This is a genomic window from Olivibacter sp. SDN3 (genome assembly GCF_014334135.1).
GTDB lineage: Bacteria > Bacteroidota > Bacteroidia > Sphingobacteriales > Sphingobacteriaceae > Olivibacter.
This window is the reverse complement of the sequence record NZ_CP060497.1, coordinates 319,014-333,141: the sequence shown is the minus strand read 5'-3', so window position 1 is coordinate 333,141 and position 14,128 is coordinate 319,014. Positions and strand designations below refer to the sequence as shown.

20 protein-coding genes and 1 tRNA gene are annotated in these 14,128 nt (G+C 43.0%); 12 read left to right on the top strand and 9 right to left on the bottom strand.

The window, feature by feature from the left end:
* The first annotated feature begins 29 nt into the window (after positions 1–29).
* The 9 genes from H8S90_RS01590 (at position 30) to H8S90_RS01550 (ending at position 6,125) form a co-directional block, all read left to right on the top strand.
* Positions 30–101 (top strand) — tRNA-Glu (locus H8S90_RS01590).
* Positions 102–300: 199 nt separating this feature from the next.
* Positions 301–1,659: a phage integrase SAM-like domain-containing protein gene (locus H8S90_RS01585; RefSeq protein ID WP_187340884.1), complete on the top strand. Its 1,359-nt coding sequence runs from the start codon at positions 301–303 to the stop codon at positions 1,657–1,659.
* Positions 1,660–1,675: 16 nt separating this feature from the next.
* Positions 1,676–2,734 carry a hypothetical protein gene (locus tag H8S90_RS01580; protein ID WP_187340883.1) on the top strand — a complete coding sequence of 353 codons (1,059 nt, stop codon included), beginning with the start codon at positions 1,676–1,678 and terminating at the stop codon, positions 2,732–2,734.
* 71 nt (positions 2,735–2,805) lie between these two features.
* Entirely contained in the window at positions 2,806–3,012 is a 207-nt protein-coding gene (locus H8S90_RS01575) for a hypothetical protein (protein WP_222852214.1), read from the top strand.
* Positions 3,002–3,502 (top strand): nucleotidyltransferase, encoded by a 501-nt coding sequence (locus H8S90_RS01570; RefSeq protein ID WP_222852213.1) that lies wholly within the window; start codon positions 3,002–3,004, stop codon positions 3,500–3,502. The genes H8S90_RS01575 and H8S90_RS01570 overlap by 11 nt, the downstream gene beginning before the upstream one ends.
* Before the next feature lie 122 nt (positions 3,503–3,624).
* Complete coding sequence (locus H8S90_RS01565; protein ID WP_187340882.1) at positions 3,625–3,927, top strand: MerR family transcriptional regulator; 303 nt, start codon at positions 3,625–3,627, stop codon at positions 3,925–3,927.
* Positions 3,928–4,213: 286 nt separating this feature from the next.
* The gene (mobC, locus tag H8S90_RS01560) at positions 4,214–4,594 is read left to right on the top strand and encodes a plasmid mobilization relaxosome protein MobC (protein WP_187340881.1); all 381 of its coding nucleotides are present in this window, start codon (positions 4,214–4,216) and stop codon (positions 4,592–4,594) included.
* On the top strand, positions 4,584–5,546 hold the full coding sequence (locus H8S90_RS01555; RefSeq protein WP_187340880.1) for a relaxase/mobilization nuclease domain-containing protein: 963 nt from the start codon (positions 4,584–4,586) through the stop codon (positions 5,544–5,546). Before mobC ends, H8S90_RS01555 begins: the two co-directional genes overlap by 11 nt.
* Positions 5,547–5,558: 12 nt before the next feature.
* Positions 5,559–6,125 (top strand): hypothetical protein, encoded by a 567-nt coding sequence (locus tag H8S90_RS01550; protein WP_187340879.1) that lies wholly within the window; start codon positions 5,559–5,561, stop codon positions 6,123–6,125.
* A gap of 25 nt (positions 6,126–6,150) precedes the next feature.
* On the opposite strand, the gene H8S90_RS01545 is transcribed toward H8S90_RS01550, so the two are convergent.
* The 8 genes from H8S90_RS01545 to H8S90_RS01510 form a co-directional block, all read right to left on the bottom strand.
* Entirely contained in the window at positions 6,151–7,005 is an 855-nt protein-coding gene (locus H8S90_RS01545; protein ID WP_187340878.1) for an RteC domain-containing protein, read from the bottom strand.
* Positions 7,006–7,108: 103 nt separating this feature from the next.
* Positions 7,109–7,741 carry an NAD(P)H-dependent oxidoreductase gene (locus H8S90_RS01540; RefSeq protein ID WP_148918225.1) on the bottom strand — a complete coding sequence of 211 codons (633 nt, stop codon included), beginning with the start codon at positions 7,739–7,741 and terminating at the stop codon, positions 7,109–7,111.
* Positions 7,742–7,788: 47 nt separating this feature from the next.
* Entirely contained in the window at positions 7,789–8,694 is a 906-nt protein-coding gene (locus H8S90_RS01535) for a 3-hydroxyacyl-CoA dehydrogenase (protein ID WP_148918226.1), read from the bottom strand.
* A gap of 91 nt (positions 8,695–8,785) precedes the next feature.
* Positions 8,786–9,781, bottom strand: a complete 996-nt coding sequence (locus H8S90_RS01530; RefSeq protein ID WP_187340877.1) for a YhdH/YhfP family quinone oxidoreductase — start codon at positions 9,779–9,781, stop codon at positions 8,786–8,788.
* Between the two features lie 55 nt (positions 9,782–9,836).
* Positions 9,837–10,916, bottom strand: a complete 1,080-nt coding sequence (locus tag H8S90_RS01525; RefSeq protein ID WP_148918228.1) for a Gfo/Idh/MocA family protein — start codon at positions 10,914–10,916, stop codon at positions 9,837–9,839.
* Positions 10,917–10,938: 22 nt separating this feature from the next.
* On the bottom strand, positions 10,939–11,574 hold the full coding sequence (locus H8S90_RS01520) for a TetR/AcrR family transcriptional regulator (protein WP_148918229.1): 636 nt from the start codon (positions 11,572–11,574) through the stop codon (positions 10,939–10,941).
* Positions 11,575–11,601: 27 nt separating this feature from the next.
* Entirely contained in the window at positions 11,602–12,210 is a 609-nt protein-coding gene (locus H8S90_RS01515) for an FMN-dependent NADH-azoreductase (RefSeq protein ID WP_148918230.1), read from the bottom strand.
* 83 nt (positions 12,211–12,293) lie between these two features.
* A complete protein-coding gene (locus H8S90_RS01510; protein ID WP_148918231.1) occupies positions 12,294–12,653 on the bottom strand; it encodes a DoxX family protein in 360 nt (119 codons plus the stop codon).
* Positions 12,654–12,764: 111 nt separating this feature from the next.
* Here H8S90_RS01510 and H8S90_RS01505 point away from each other — a divergent pair, with 111 nt between their 5' ends.
* Positions 12,765–13,124 (top strand): helix-turn-helix domain-containing protein, encoded by a 360-nt coding sequence (locus H8S90_RS01505; RefSeq protein ID WP_052195972.1) that lies wholly within the window; start codon positions 12,765–12,767, stop codon positions 13,122–13,124.
* A gap of 47 nt (positions 13,125–13,171) precedes the next feature.
* On the opposite strand, the gene H8S90_RS01500 is transcribed toward H8S90_RS01505, so the two are convergent.
* The gene (locus H8S90_RS01500) at positions 13,172–13,531 is read right to left on the bottom strand and encodes a hypothetical protein (protein ID WP_246162280.1); all 360 of its coding nucleotides are present in this window, start codon (positions 13,529–13,531) and stop codon (positions 13,172–13,174) included.
* 110 nt (positions 13,532–13,641) lie between these two features.
* On the opposite strand from H8S90_RS01500, the gene H8S90_RS01495 reads away from it, so the two are divergent.
* Positions 13,642–13,836, top strand: a complete 195-nt coding sequence (locus H8S90_RS01495) for a hypothetical protein (protein ID WP_028297204.1) — start codon at positions 13,642–13,644, stop codon at positions 13,834–13,836.
* Complete coding sequence (locus tag H8S90_RS01490) at positions 13,836–14,108, top strand: type II toxin-antitoxin system YafQ family toxin (RefSeq protein WP_148918232.1); 273 nt, start codon at positions 13,836–13,838, stop codon at positions 14,106–14,108. The genes H8S90_RS01495 and H8S90_RS01490 overlap by 1 nt, the downstream gene beginning before the upstream one ends.
* Positions 14,109–14,128: the final 20 nt, after the last annotated feature.

The following is a 14,128-nucleotide window of genomic DNA, read 5'->3' as shown; positions in this document are numbered from 1 at the left end:
AACGAAATAATTTTATTTCGAAGCAAAGAGGCCCGTTCGTCTAGGGGTTAGGACGCCAGATTTTCATTCTGGAAACAGGGGTTCGATTCCCCTACGGGCTACCGAGAGGCTCCAAAGAGAGCCAAGAAGATTCAAAAACCGCTTTTAAATACGTTTAAAGGCGGTTTTCATTTTATAGGGTTCGCTGAAATTCACCCAAATTCGACAAAAAGAACCCCGAAAAGAACCCCCGACACCTTGCGTGTCCGCCCTATATTTGTTATCTTGCATTATTGTTTAACGGTTTAAAATCAGAGGATTATGAGCAGGACGGTAAAAATCGAATGTGGCATCAGTTTCCGTCTACGGGAAACGGGGGCCACCAAACCCACGCCGATAACGTGCTTCGTGGAGTACAACGGCAAGCCCGTGGTGAAGATACCCACGGGAACAAAGGTACACCCCGCCAAATGGAACCCCGAAAAGGAAAGACCCATCGGCGGACTAAAAGGGCTTGATTCGGCCGAGGCAAAAGCCATCATCGAAAAACTTGCAACCGTAAAGGCAACGGTGGAAACCGAATACCGTACATTCGTGAACAAATTCCAGAGCTACCCCGATAAGGCTATCTTTAAGGAACAGGTAATAGGGCTACTTGCAGGGGCAACCACGGTAAAGGCATCCGACCCCAGCCAGTCGCTTCTTTCTTTTTTCGACCGACAGGTAAAACTTAGCCGTGAGGGCAAGCGAACCGTGCTGAAAGGCAAACGTGCAGGGATGCGTTACAGGGAAAACACCATACGCTCCTACGAGGGTAGCCGAACGCTATTGCAGGAGTATGTGGAGCATAGGAAGCTGAAAAGGCTGAACTTCGATAACGTGACAATGGATTTCTATTATGACCTGCGGAATTATATGTTCACTGACAGGAGTTTTTCGCTCAACTACTTCGGAAAGGTCATCAAGCACGTTAAGCTGTTCATGGGAGAGGCAAAGGAACTCGGTTGGCACGCGAATGAAATATACAAGTCAAAGGCATTCATCAAGGTGGAGGAGGAAACCGATGCGGTGTATAACGATATAGAACAGTTAGGGGCGATACATTCCGTTGACCTAACAGGCCATCCAGGTCTAAAGAATGCGAGAGACCTTTATCTGCTCGGCGCATGGAGCGGACTACGCTTTCAAGACTATTCGGTATTAGCGGAGAAAGCACGGGTTCATGGCGACTTTATCCACATTGAAACGGAAAAAACAGGGGTTTTCGTTGCGATTCCGATATTGCCCGTCACCCGTGAAATACTGGAAAGCTACCGCCAAGAAGATGGAACCTATCTTTATCCAAAGCCGATAAGCAACCAAAAGCTGAACGATTACATCAAGATTATCGGGAAGATGGCCGGACTTACCCAGCCTGTCAGCATTACCGTACCGCAGGGCGGTACACGGGTACAGGTGACCATTCCTTTCTATGATGCTATGGGAACACATACGGCAAGGCGTTCGTTCGCCACCAATATGTACAAGCATTACAGGCTTCCAACGTTCACCATCATGAAGATAACGGGGCATACTACGGAAACCAATTTCTTTAAATATATCAAGATGACCCGCGAGGAAAACGCACAGCTCATACTCGATACGGTGACCGCAAAAATAGAACTGGAAAAGGCAGGATAACCAAAAGACAACGCTCATGAAATTAAACGACTTAAAACATCTGAACAGCCTACTTGCCGATTTCACTTGGTTCGGACGTACCTTTCTGCAAACGGGTACGGGGCTGGAATGGGATGCCATCGGCGGACGGGATTACTTTGCCACCGCTTGGATGGAATTTTTCAAGGGCATCAACGATGGCACTTACCACCGCTTGGTCGAGGCCATCACCGATGCGCCTTACATATCGCACTTTCGGAAAGAGGTAGCGGAACGGTTGAACCCCTTGCTTGTCGAACTGGATGTCATGAGCGTAGAACAGGGTATGCACAAGATAAAGGTGCGCATTGACGTGGAGAAATTCAAACGTTACGAAACGAAGTTACGGCAATTGAGTGGGGACGGCATTATCTTCGACATCATACAGGACGATGACGATATCCGTGACACCTATTTCATAGACGGAGACCCCGACCAAATCCGTTCCTACCTCATGCACGGCATAAGGGAAGTACTCGACCGTTACACTTCCGCAGAGCAGGAGAAAATAAGAGAGCTTGAAAGCAGGCTAAAGGAACTTGAAACCGAGTTACAGGAAAAAAATGCCCTTTTGGCCGTGCAGGATGCTGGGCGCATGGAGCTTGCCCGAACCGTAAAGGAACAGCAGGACGAGATAACCGCCGTTACGGAGCGCAACCGCACGTTGGAGGGAATACTGTCGGAATACAGAAAGGAGGAAGAAGAAGCGGACAATGCGGTAATAGACCCATCCAGCCCCATAGAGAACGGCAGGCTCCGCATGTACTTCTTTTACAAGCTGGGGTTCCTTGACAAGTCCATTTGGAACGACGGCCTAACATACGGACAAATGGGCAAGATTCTACAGAAAATCCTCGGTGGCAAACCCATCAAGGCGGATACGGCCGAACGTGATGTCAAACTGTTCAATGCGACGGGAAGTGCCAAACTAAAGGATTTTGAAGCCAAGAACGAAGATAAGGTACTTAACTATCTGAAAAGCGTTTGCCCCGACACGGATTTTCCCAAAGGCAGGTTCGTCAACGACATTAGAAAGAACACGGGCAGGAACGGATAGACACTCTTTGCCCTGTTTTATTTCTGTCCGAAATTCCGTATATTTACATTAACAATGTCTGTAAAGAGAACATGAAAAAAAGGAAGATGGCAATGGTTGTAGGCCATGTAAAGATAGACGAGGAAGACCTACGGGATATCCAGTTTTGGTTAGACCGCCCAGTTTCCGAACGGATAGCCGAAGTGACACGCCTGCGCAGGGCATATTACAGTTGGTTGCTCGGAACATACCCCCAACACATGGAAAAAACAGTAACCCAGCGCAAAGATGATATTTGAACAGGATTTTACCGACTTCGTCCAGCTTCTGAACGACCACCAAGTGAAGTACATGGTGGTAGGTGCTTATGCCCTTTCCTTTCACGGCAGGCCGAGGCACACGGGTGACCTCGATATATGGATAAAACCGGATGCGGAGAACGCAGGCAAAATGGTCAAGGTGATAGCGGAGTTCGGATTTGGTCAGCTTGGGCTTACCGAGGAAGACTTCCTACGGGAAAACTACGTTACCCAATTGGGCTATCCGCCGTTGCGCATAGACATCCTTAACGCCATATCGGGTGTCGACTTCGATGAGGCATACCATACACGTCTGCAAACCGAAATAGACGGTCTGGAAATATCGTTTATCAGTGCCAATGACCTTATCCGCAACAAGCGGAACGTGGGAAGACCCAAAGACCTTGGGGATATCGAAGCACTTGAAAAACTGAAAAAGCAACAGGCGGATAAAGAGCCTAACCAAAGGAAAAGAGGACTAAGAAGATAGCCGATACATGCCCGATATATATATTAAACAGTACCGCAGGGCATCCTATCGAACAAAAATGAAATAGTGACCAATCCCCCTTTGAATCCCCCCGAACATTGCACCATACAAACACGTTTGATATGGCGCAGATATTCACAAGCTATTCGGACAGGGAGTTCAAGGAAATCCTATCCGAGAATGTAAAGGAGGCCGTTAGAGAGGCACTCCACGGAGACACGGCAGAAAAGCCGACCCCACCTCCACAGAACATAGGTTACAGGACGAGAGCAGAAACACGGCTCATGCTCGGCGTAGCCTATTCCACCATGCACTATTGGGAAAAGGCAGGCATCCTCGTACCCCGACGCATCGGCCGAAAGGTTTATTACTCGGACGAGGCCATCCGTGATGCTCTTGCAAAGAGCGGAAAGGGGATGAAATGATGGTATATCGGAGAAATGATATAATGATATATCCAGCTATTCCGTTAGCTACTTTTCTGCACATGCAGATAAGTAGCCACCTCGCCCAAAAGCATGGTGTCAGCCGGAAAGAATACCGGAAAGACCGACCATCCGCAGTCAGTTCTCCAAAGGTAAACCTTTGTCGCCCTGTAGGGAGCAAGTTTATTTTTTTGCAATGCAAAAAACCGTTTCCCCACGCTCCGCGGTGTGGGGAACGGCGGATGCTCCCGATGGTCGCAGTCCGTAAACTTGGGGAGGTTCGCCAATGAAAAAATTGGCGAAAGAAAAAGGGACGAACGGGAAAACACGCAGGCGTGGCCGTCCGAAAAAAGCCATCACCCGAAGCGTTTCGCTCGTTGTCCGCTTGACCCCCACCGAACGTTTGGCGATTGCAGGTAAAGCAAGGAACGCAGGCATGCGGGTAAGCGATTGGTTCCGGCAGTCCGCAAAGACCTCTGTCATAAGGCCGAGGCTTTCAACAGAAGAAACAGGCTACCTGCGTACCCTGTCGGGCATGGCGAACAACCTCAACCAGTTGACCAAGCTTGCGCACAAGGGAGGGCTTGTATCAATCATGACGGATCTGCGCGAATTGCTTAACAAGGTGGAGCGATTAATGGAAAGGATTGGTAAGGATGATAGCTAAGGTAATCACGGGCAAGAGTTTCGGCGGTTGTGTGCGCTACCTGTTGGAACGTGAAAAATCCTTTGTTCTGGATTCGGCAGGCGTTAGGGATTATAACATCAAGGCGATTGTTGCCGACCTCAACGCACAGCGGAAGATGCGTCCACAGCTTGGCAATGCCGTAGGGCATACCGTGCTAAGCTGGAGCAACGAGGACAGGGAAAAGCTCACGGTGGAGAAGATGGCACAGCATGCGAGGGAGTATATGGAAAAAATGGGCATCAAGAATGCCCAGTACGTGACCGTACTGCATACGGATAAGAAACACCCACACCTTCATCTCGTGTACAACCGTGTGGACAATGAGGGCAAGACTATTGGCAACTATAACCATTGGCACAAGAGCCGAAAGATATGCAGGGAGATGACGGAGCGTTACGGTTACCATATCGGCAAGGGCAAGGCAAAGGTTAACAGGCAGGCACTTCGGGGCAACGACAAACTTCGTTATGCCATACACGATGCCCTTAAATCCATCATGGCAAAAGCCACCACATGGAAGCAGGTGGAAACGATGCTTGCAGGGCAGGGCATCGCTATCCATTACAAATACCGTAGCGGTACAAATGAAGTGCAGGGCATTTCCTTTGAAAAGGACGGCGTGAAGTTCAAAGGTTCGGCAATCGACCGCAAATTTAGTTTTGCAGGCATGGACAGACAGTTGAAAGAAAACCGAGTAATGGAAGCCACCCAACCGATTACGGACAGCCGTCCGCTCGCCGAACAGATTAGGGAGATACTGCAACAGCCACAGGAACAGCGGTCGCACGCATACGAACCGCAGGGATTGGGATTGCTCGAAGCACTATTGGACACGTACACACCGCCCGAACCCGAGAGCATGAGCGATGCGGAAAGGCGCAGGCGAAAGAGGAAAAAACAGGAAGCACAGTCAAGGGGAGTATCACGATAAATCATAAAAAACATGAACGAACAGGAATTATTGGTCATACTGAAAGACACACAGGAAATATTGGTGCAAGTGGATAAACGCTTGCAAAAAATGGAAGAAAACAATATAAAGGATGAAACGCTTACTGGCATGAAAGCATCCATCCTAAAGCATGTCGAGGCAACCGGTTACCTTGTCACGGCAGTGGAGGAACAAAAGAAACTGATAGGTGAAATGCCACAGAAAACAAAGATGACCATAGAGCATCGCATTACGGGCAGACAGCTACCGTATATCATTACGGTAGCTGTCTTGTTGCTTGTGTCGGTGCTTTCTCTTTTCGCCAGCTTTCAGCTTTGGCAGGAAAATTCAACTTTGTACGACAATGACATCAAAATCCGTATGGTGAGATTGCTTTATCCGCAGGTGTCTTTGGATATAGATTCTATCTACAACACCAATCCCAAACAACTTAAAATTTGGGTGAAGCAGGAGGAAGAAAGATTGCTTGCGATTAGAAAAGCCGAGGAAAACGCAAGGCAGTCCACGGAACAGGCAGAGCGGGCAAAGCAAGAATTGGAACGGCTGAAAGAGCGGTAGTGTAACGCGAACTGTGTCATCCGGATCAACCTAAACCTAAAAAGAATAAAATATTATCTTTCCCGTCTTCTTCCTCCATCTTCCTAATCAGAGCATCACGCAAACCGTCAAGGAATTTTGTCCGGTTTATTTTTCGACTTTTAAGTTCCATATAGGTATGGTAAAAATCACCCAAGTTGATATTAAAGGCTAGTTCAAATGTTCTAGCAATGAGTTTGATGTCCGCATTTCCATTGTCAAATACCCCTTGTGAATGGAGTGCATAAATCAATTCTGTTAAAGCGGTTTTATTTGCAGTCCAATTTAAAGGATAGCTTTCAGAAGTGTTTTTTTGTTTGTTATTACTTAGCTGGTCTTCAAGATAGACCTGTATAAGATCGTTCGCAATAATTTTGGCGACCTTATAGTCATGTGACGTTGAAAAGCGATGGTCTGCCTCAAAATAAAAAGTATCTAACCATAGCCCAATATTGTGTTTTCCACGTACAAAAAGGCTCTCATCAAGGAAAGAGTTATTGCTTCGGTAATATTTATAAAAATCAAGGTTATTATCAAAGAACCTTTTTAGTTTCTTCAGTTCTTTATTAAGATATTTCCTGGTGCGTTTGACTCCGTACGGTTTTCTGGTTTCGATTTTGTAAATGGCATTATAGTAGATGAGTTTTGAAACAATAAGAGGTTTTTGGTATTTGAAAAAATAGATTTCCTCTTCCGTGTTCTTAAAATCTTTCTTAAGTATAAAATCCTTTAAATCCGAAAGGCTTTTGATGATGAGCTGTATAACAGCTTCGATACTTTTTGTAGGGCAGTCAGCTTCACTTCCTATTTCTTGAATTGCAGTTTCCAATTTAAGATGTGTTTCATTGTAGAATTTTTCCATCCCCTTAGTTTGCAATATTGATGTTTGATTTATTAATAGAAAAGCCTAAACGGTACATTTAGGCTTAATGCGGATCATCAAGTTGAAGGATTATTCAATTGCCTTATCCAATAAAAGTTACAAACTCATCCATCGGGTTTCGAACTTTTCTCATTGGAGCCAGCCAATCATGTTCTGCACGATAGCCCACATACATTAAAACCACACTTTTTAAACCTTTCACTTTCAATTCCAACGTTTTATCTACCTGAGCATTGTCAAACCCTTCAGCAGGCGTACTGTCTATCTTTAGCTCTGCAGCTTGAGCTAATGCCATTGCCAGGCCGATATAGCACTGACGGGCAGCATTGTCAAAATTTTCCTCGATGGTTTGAGAAGCGAAAATGGCTTTTATCTTATCGGTATAACTTTTAAATTGTCCGTCCGGCAAGCCTCTTTGCCGTGTCGTATGATTGTATATCTTATCTATACGTTCATCTGTATAGTTGTCCCAGGCTGCAAATACAAGAACATAGGAACAATCTCTCATGGATTCAGGATTAAACGAACCTTCTTTTAATCTTTCTTTCAATTCCTGATTAGAAATGACCAATACCCTATATTGCTGTAAGCCAGACGATGTGGGTGCCAATCGGGCAGCTTCCAGAATCTTATATAAATTTTTTTCGCTTACCTTTTTCGTAGGATCATAAGCTTTTGTGGCGTATCGCCAATTAAGATTTTCAATTAAAGACATATTTGAATTTTGTATTATGTTAGTTGGAATATTTTTTAATAATTATTCTAGGGTTTTAGAAAAGCTTCCTGTTCGTAGCTCGGGTTTGGATACTTGTAAAAACCTTCTCCTGTGGACACTCCGAGTTTATTGGGCTCTATAAAATTTTTTCTAATAAATTCTTTTCTTTTGATCCAAGTATTTTCACCGGTCTTCTCTGCATTATTGGTAATAACATTATATGCAGTCGTCAGTCCGATGATGTCCAAAAGGGCGAAAGGTCCGATAGACCTGTTTCCAATTGGTGTCAGTATCCATGTCTTATCAATACTCTCTACATCTCCGACCCCTTCTATCAACAAATCTAATGCAGTCATTAGCCACGGAACTGATAGTGCATTCATGATGTAGCCGGGATTTTCTTTTTGAATGACAACCGGCACCATCCCAATTGTTTTTGCAAATGCAAGAATGATTTCGATGTTTTTGGCATCCGTGCCGGCATGGCCCATGATTTCCACAATGTTGTACTTCCAAACAAGGTTGGCAAAGTGTAGTGCTAAAAATTGCTGTGGCCTGCCTGTTTCAGCAGCAAAATCACTTGGGAGTAATGTGGAGGAATTCGTGCAAAAAATAGTTTTTTGGGGTGCCAAAGTACTCAATTTGACATAGAATTCTTTCTTAACTTCTAGGTTTTCAGGTATGGCTTCTATGGTAATATCAGCATCTGTAACCGATTCCGCAAGATTTGTAGTATAACTTAAATTATTGAAAGCTATATCCAAATCCTCATCCGTGGCATCAATATCAACCTTATAGGATTCACGTAGATTCTCAAACCTTTTACGAGCATTTTCAAGGAATTCTTTTTTGATATCATATAAAGTGACCTTATAGCCATGAAAGGCTGTTTGAAACGCTATTTGCGCACCCAATACGCCTGCACCAAAGACTGTGACATTTTTTATGTCCATACTATTTGCTTTTAAAATTTAACATTGTATTTTTTAAACTAATAATTCCTATTACAACAACTATTTTTATTTTACTCAGAAAATAAATTAGTTATCCATGGCTCACAACATATCTCCCTATTGCGTTTCCTTGACTTACATCGTATAAGGCGGCTGGCAGTTCTTCGAGATTAATTAATTTAGTGATATGACTAAGCACAGTGGGTTTCCATTCATTTGCTAGTAATTTCCATATAGCTTCTTTATGATTTAATGGTTGTTCAACCGAATCAATTCCAACAAGTGTTACATTCCTGATAATGAATGGATATATAGTTGTTTCAATATTTGGCGAAGCTACCAAACCGCAACAGGTCACTGTGCCATTATAATTTGTGGCCTTAAGCATTCCCGAAAGAATCCTTCCTCCGACAGCATCAATTCCCCCAGCAAGTTCCATCTTTGACATGATGTCTTTATCGTACTTATCTATAAAATCTTGCCTGGTAAAAACCGCATTGGCTCCTAATGTTCTTGTGAGGAAATCATTCTGTTTTTTTCCTGAAATTGCTACTACCTCATATCCTAGTTTAGACAATATAGCTACAGATATACTTCCGACACCACCCGTTGCTCCACTCACCGCTATTTTACCTTTCTCCGGTGTAACGCCCGAGTTGATAAGTTCATATATTGATAGTCCTGCCGTAAGACCCGCGGTGCCTAAAGCCATTGCGTCCAAAAGCGACAATGGTTCTGGAAGGGATAACACCCAGCCAGATGGGACACTGATGTACTCTCCAAATCCGCCCCAGGTATTCATTCCAAGATCGTATCCTGTGACAATTACCTTATCACCTGTTTTAAATTTATTGCTACGGGAAGAAACCACCTCGCCTGCCGCATCTATACCAGGTACATGCGGGAACTTTTGGGTAACCCCTTTGTTTCCCGATGCAGACAATACGTCTTTATAATTAACAGACGAGAAAGCTACTTTAATAAGCACTTCATTATTTGGAAGATCTGCGGTAGAAAGTTCCGTTAAGTTCGCTTTAAATTCACCTTGTTCTTCGGTAATATATAATCCTTTAAATTGATATGCCATAATGATTTATTTATCTTCGAAATATCCATTCGGAGTTTCGTTTTGTTATACTTACTTAAATTGACGCGGATTTCTCAATTGAAGATAGAACTTGGTGCAATTTTGCTGCATCCTCAAATGTAGGGGCGTTACGGGTATCGTTTCGGATATCACCAGCTGCAAGCCGGTAAATAGCGGCAACGTTTCTAACCAAAGGATCATCTGGTAGACCCTGGTACATTTCAGCAGGTGGAATCAAGTTTTTCAATTCTTTTTCGTCGCTTTTCTTTCCAAGTATTTTGAGTCCTAGCAACTGTGCGTGTCCTGAAGAACTGGTAACTTGTATATCTCCTTCGGTTCCATTAATTTCCCATACTAGGCTGGTTGCGTTGATACCGCCGCGATAATGAGCAGAAAAAGCAGCTCCGCTTTTAAATGCACCAATAACCAGTATCTGGTCTTCAGTTGTTTTAGATTTAATTTCGTCTGTATCGGTTACTTTTACAGAGGTGAAATTATTGTACATTTCTGCCTTAAATTTCCCAAAACCTCCCAATACTTTTATGACACCTGCTAAGGTGTGCGCGAATGGAACTGTAAATAATGTCGCTCCAAATGACTTATCATTAATATAGTAATTATGAGAAATTACGTTATCCCCCCAGTTATTAACAGAACCGTTCAAGGTAGAAGATAAAACCCTCCCCACATATCCCTCATTAATGAGTTGCTGTAGATAAAGCAACTCTGGAGCAGCAACTAGTTGAGTGCCGACCACGGCGACTACATTTTTTTGGGCGGCCAATGCAGCCAATGCTTTTGTTTCTTCCAGGCCATTGCCCAATGGATGTTCACAATAGACGTGCTTGCCTGCTCCCAATGCAGCCTTAACCAATTCATAGTGATGAGGCACCTTGACGGTGATGACCACGAGGTCGATTTCATCTGATAGTATCAGCGCCTGGGCATTTTCAAAGGCTAAAGGAATCTGGAATGCTTCTGCTGATTTTTTGGCACTCTGGTAAGTAGAGTTTGCAACCCCTACAATTTCAAATTCTTCAACCAACGTTCCCAGTGCGGGTATATGAGCTATTGAAGCCCATTGTTTGTCTGGATTTAATCCAATAAATCCGATACGAATTTTCGATTTATTCATTCTCTTTTATTATTTCACACTCTCAATAATGATTATTGAGTTCACGCGATGTCAGATTATAGTCGTTTATAAGATTCATTACGTAAAGTATAGTCTCGTTCAGCATTCTACTCCTTAATTTCGGATCAGCATTTGACAACGTATAATTCAAGCAAATATGCCCATGCATTACTGCTATGGCAGTCTGGCTTTTATGAAAAAGGTATTCTTCTGTACATACTTTCTTGCCGCACAGATTTTTCAGCGTTTCACTTAAAAAATTCAGAAATAGTCCCAACTCTTTGAATTGTGTAAAAGGATCGGTGCAAGTGCTGCCAACCTCCCACATTAAATCATACATTTCTTTCTCTTCAATCGCAAAGTTCCAACATGTGGTCACTATTGCTGTCAACCTTTCTTCCGGGTTGGTCAGCTTTCTACAATTTTTCTCGATACATCCATTAAATTGCTGATAGCATAATTCGCATAGAGCAATTAGAATGGCTTCTTTATTTTTAAAGTAAGAATATATTACTGGTGGAGAGTACTCTATGCGGTCAGCTATTTTTCGCAGGCTTAGGGATTGGCGTCCATCATTTTTTAAAATAGCAAGGGCTGCGCAAAGTATGTCTTTACGCAACTCGCTCTTTAATTTGGCTATCCTTTCTTTGCTGCCCATTATTATCTATGCTGAATTACAAAATACTTAGAAAGTAAACTCACTGACTGTTTCCTGTGCTTTAGATAAGGCAGTTTCTTTAACTCCGGGGATAGCTGTTCCCTCCACCCTGAAGGCTGTGAGGTCTGTCAAGCCGATAAATCCCAGCATTGCCCTTAGATAGGGTTCTGTAAAATCATAGCTCTTCATTGGCTCTTCGCTATATATACCCCCTGAGGCGATGGCCAGATATACTTTTTTATCGGTTAAGAGACCTATAGGTGCATTATCTACGTAGCTGAATGTCTCGCCAACTCGCGCCACGTAATCGATCCATCCCTTTAAACTGGCCGGAATACCTAAATTGTATATGGGTAAACCAATTACGATAAAATCAGCTTCTTTCAATTCAGTTATAGCTTGCCCGGAACGGCCAAACACTTCTCGCTGGATTGCAGTGTGATGTTCGGCAGGTGTAAAAAATGCCTCAAAATGTTTGGCTTCAAGATAAGGGAAATGTGACTCCGACAGGTCGAGTTTATTAACCTGGCTGTCAGGATAAGCATTTTTTAAGTTCTCAACGATTGTGTCTGATAACTGACTGCTGGAAGATATTTCTCCGTGGATGCTTGAAATGATGTGCAATATTTTTTTCATTTTCTTTATTTTTAGTTATAATGATTTCTGTGGGACTACCTTTAGTAAGCGCTAGCAACTAATAAGTGCAACGCTCTAATATTTTATGCTCTATTTAATTTATGATAGTATCGGTAGGATACGATTAAGAAAATAAGTGGTAATAATGGTGTTATCGCCGCTCCAACGCCGTCAACAACGGTATGTGCAATGATTGCCGACATAAAAACAATACCATAAGCGGCATAAGCCCATTCTTTTATTATTCTGGGAACAGCAGGGATAAGTAAAAGTGGAATGCCTATAATTTTGCCGATAGCCAGCTCAACTTTAAAATAGTCGGGAAAGCCTAAATGCCTGAACGCTTCTCCCATAGCATCTGTAAAGTAAAGAAAGGCAGAGGATGCACCGGTCAGGATTGTTAGTGAAGTGGACACCCAATAAATGATTTTGTCTTTTCTCATATTTTTAATTATTATTTGTTTAACTATGCAAAGTTACCTACATTTGCTATCTAAAAGATATTACTATCCCATTGGATAGCACTATCCAATGGGATAGTAATACATCACATTATGATCACAGATAAAATAAATCAAGAGAAAAAACAGGAGTGCGTGAAGGCAATTCTACCTGTTAAAGACGCTTTAGAAGTTTTAAACGGGAGATGGAAAATACCCATCATTATATCGCTAAAATTTGGAAATAAGCGATTTAAGGAAATATCGAGGGATGTTCAGGGTATTACTGACAAAGTGCTCTCAAAAGAATTGAAGGCCTTGGAGGTAAATCAACTTATAGCTAGAACAGTCTTTGATACTTTTCCCCCAACCGTAGAATATTCCTTGACCGAACACGGCTTTTCACTACATAACGTTATAACGGCACTTGGCGAATGGGGTACGAGTCATAGGGAAAAGATTATTGGAAAATAGCGTTAACCTTTCCAATGGTAAAGTGCAAACAACCATGCCACGATATATCATTTCTGCTGCACCAAATGCTGCAAGTTCGGGTCATTCTTGATGCGTTCCATTTCACTTATAACAATGTTCAGGATATCTGATTTTATCTGTTTGTAGTTACCCTCAATTTCCTGTTTCATCTTATCCTCGCCCTGCTCATTTACAAAAGATAGAATTTGCGGTATCTGCTGATAGGCTTTGGTTTGAGCTGCTACCTTTTCATTATCTACCACGATTTCTGAGTGAAATATCTTTTGCTCGATACGTTCATCGAAGTTATCCGAAAAAGAACCGACAAATATACCTTGTTCCCACCGCGCATTTGTGGCCTGCGAAACCCCATCGCTCTTGGCCGCGGCTGTTCTCGCTTTGGGCATTTACGGTGAAAAGCTTTCATCATATTGGGCGTTTTCTTTCTTTCGCCAGCCAATAGCGAAGAATTTTATTTTTTCGTAACTTTGGGGTAGTATCATTAAAATATGTGGATATGGAAATAACGATAAAAATAGATAAGCGAAGCAAGCAGGCAAAAGTATTCTATGAATACCTTAAAACACTTCCTTTTGTAGAGCTTGAAGAACCTCGTTATAATAAAGATACTGAAAAGGCGATAAAGGAAGCTAAATCGGGCAAGGCGACAAAAACCACTCTTGAAGATTTTAGAAAAGAACTTTACTCGTAATGTATCAGCTTGAACAGACAGGAAAGTTCAAAAAAGATATTAAACTCGCCAAAAAGCGTGGTTTGGGTATGCGACTACTCGATGAAGTCGTTACCCAATTGGTTGAAAGCGGTACGCTTCCGCCAAAAAACAAACCGCACAAGTTGACGGGTAATTACAAAGGGTTTTGGGAATGCCATATCCAGCCCGATTGGCTGTTGGTTTGGGAACAGGACGACGCCATAAGGCTCATTACATTAACAAGAACAGGCACACACAGCGACTTATTTTAGGATTCTCTTTGATTGCCTAA

Coding starts and splice junctions, on each gene's coding strand:
- H8S90_RS01555 (WP_187340880.1), top strand. CDS start 4,584: ATGATAGCTAAGGTAATCACGGGCAAGAGTTTCGGCGGTTGTGTGCGC.
- H8S90_RS01490 (WP_148918232.1), top strand. CDS start 13,836: ATGTATCAGCTTGAACAGACAGGAAAGTTCAAAAAAGATATTAAACTC.
- H8S90_RS01535 (WP_148918226.1), bottom strand. CDS start 8,694: ATGGACATAAAAAATGTCACAGTCTTTGGTGCAGGCGTATTGGGTGCG.
- H8S90_RS01570 (WP_222852213.1), top strand. CDS start 3,002: ATGATATTTGAACAGGATTTTACCGACTTCGTCCAGCTTCTGAACGAC.
- H8S90_RS01510 (WP_148918231.1), bottom strand. CDS start 12,653: ATGAGAAAAGACAAAATCATTTATTGGGTGTCCACTTCACTAACAATC.
- H8S90_RS01580 (WP_187340883.1), top strand. CDS start 1,676: ATGAAATTAAACGACTTAAAACATCTGAACAGCCTACTTGCCGATTTC.
- H8S90_RS01505 (WP_052195972.1), top strand. CDS start 12,765: ATGATCACAGATAAAATAAATCAAGAGAAAAAACAGGAGTGCGTGAAG.
- H8S90_RS01585 (WP_187340884.1), top strand. CDS start 301: ATGAGCAGGACGGTAAAAATCGAATGTGGCATCAGTTTCCGTCTACGG.
- H8S90_RS01525 (WP_148918228.1), bottom strand. CDS start 10,916: ATGAATAAATCGAAAATTCGTATCGGATTTATTGGATTAAATCCAGAC.
- H8S90_RS01550 (WP_187340879.1), top strand. CDS start 5,559: ATGAACGAACAGGAATTATTGGTCATACTGAAAGACACACAGGAAATA.
- H8S90_RS01530 (WP_187340877.1), bottom strand. CDS start 9,781: ATGGCATATCAATTTAAAGGATTATATATTACCGAAGAACAAGGTGAA.
- mobC (WP_187340881.1), top strand. CDS start 4,214: ATGAAAAAATTGGCGAAAGAAAAAGGGACGAACGGGAAAACACGCAGG.
- H8S90_RS01565 (WP_187340882.1), top strand. CDS start 3,625: ATGGCGCAGATATTCACAAGCTATTCGGACAGGGAGTTCAAGGAAATC.
- H8S90_RS01545 (WP_187340878.1), bottom strand. CDS start 7,005: ATGGAAAAATTCTACAATGAAACACATCTTAAATTGGAAACTGCAATT.
- H8S90_RS01495 (WP_028297204.1), top strand. CDS start 13,642: ATGGAAATAACGATAAAAATAGATAAGCGAAGCAAGCAGGCAAAAGTA.
- H8S90_RS01515 (WP_148918230.1), bottom strand. CDS start 12,210: ATGAAAAAAATATTGCACATCATTTCAAGCATCCACGGAGAAATATCT.
- H8S90_RS01575 (WP_222852214.1), top strand. CDS start 2,806: ATGAAAAAAAGGAAGATGGCAATGGTTGTAGGCCATGTAAAGATAGAC.
- H8S90_RS01500 (WP_246162280.1), bottom strand. CDS start 13,531: ATGCCCAAAGCGAGAACAGCCGCGGCCAAGAGCGATGGGGTTTCGCAG.
- H8S90_RS01520 (WP_148918229.1), bottom strand. CDS start 11,574: ATGGGCAGCAAAGAAAGGATAGCCAAATTAAAGAGCGAGTTGCGTAAA.
- H8S90_RS01540 (WP_148918225.1), bottom strand. CDS start 7,741: ATGTCTTTAATTGAAAATCTTAATTGGCGATACGCCACAAAAGCTTAT.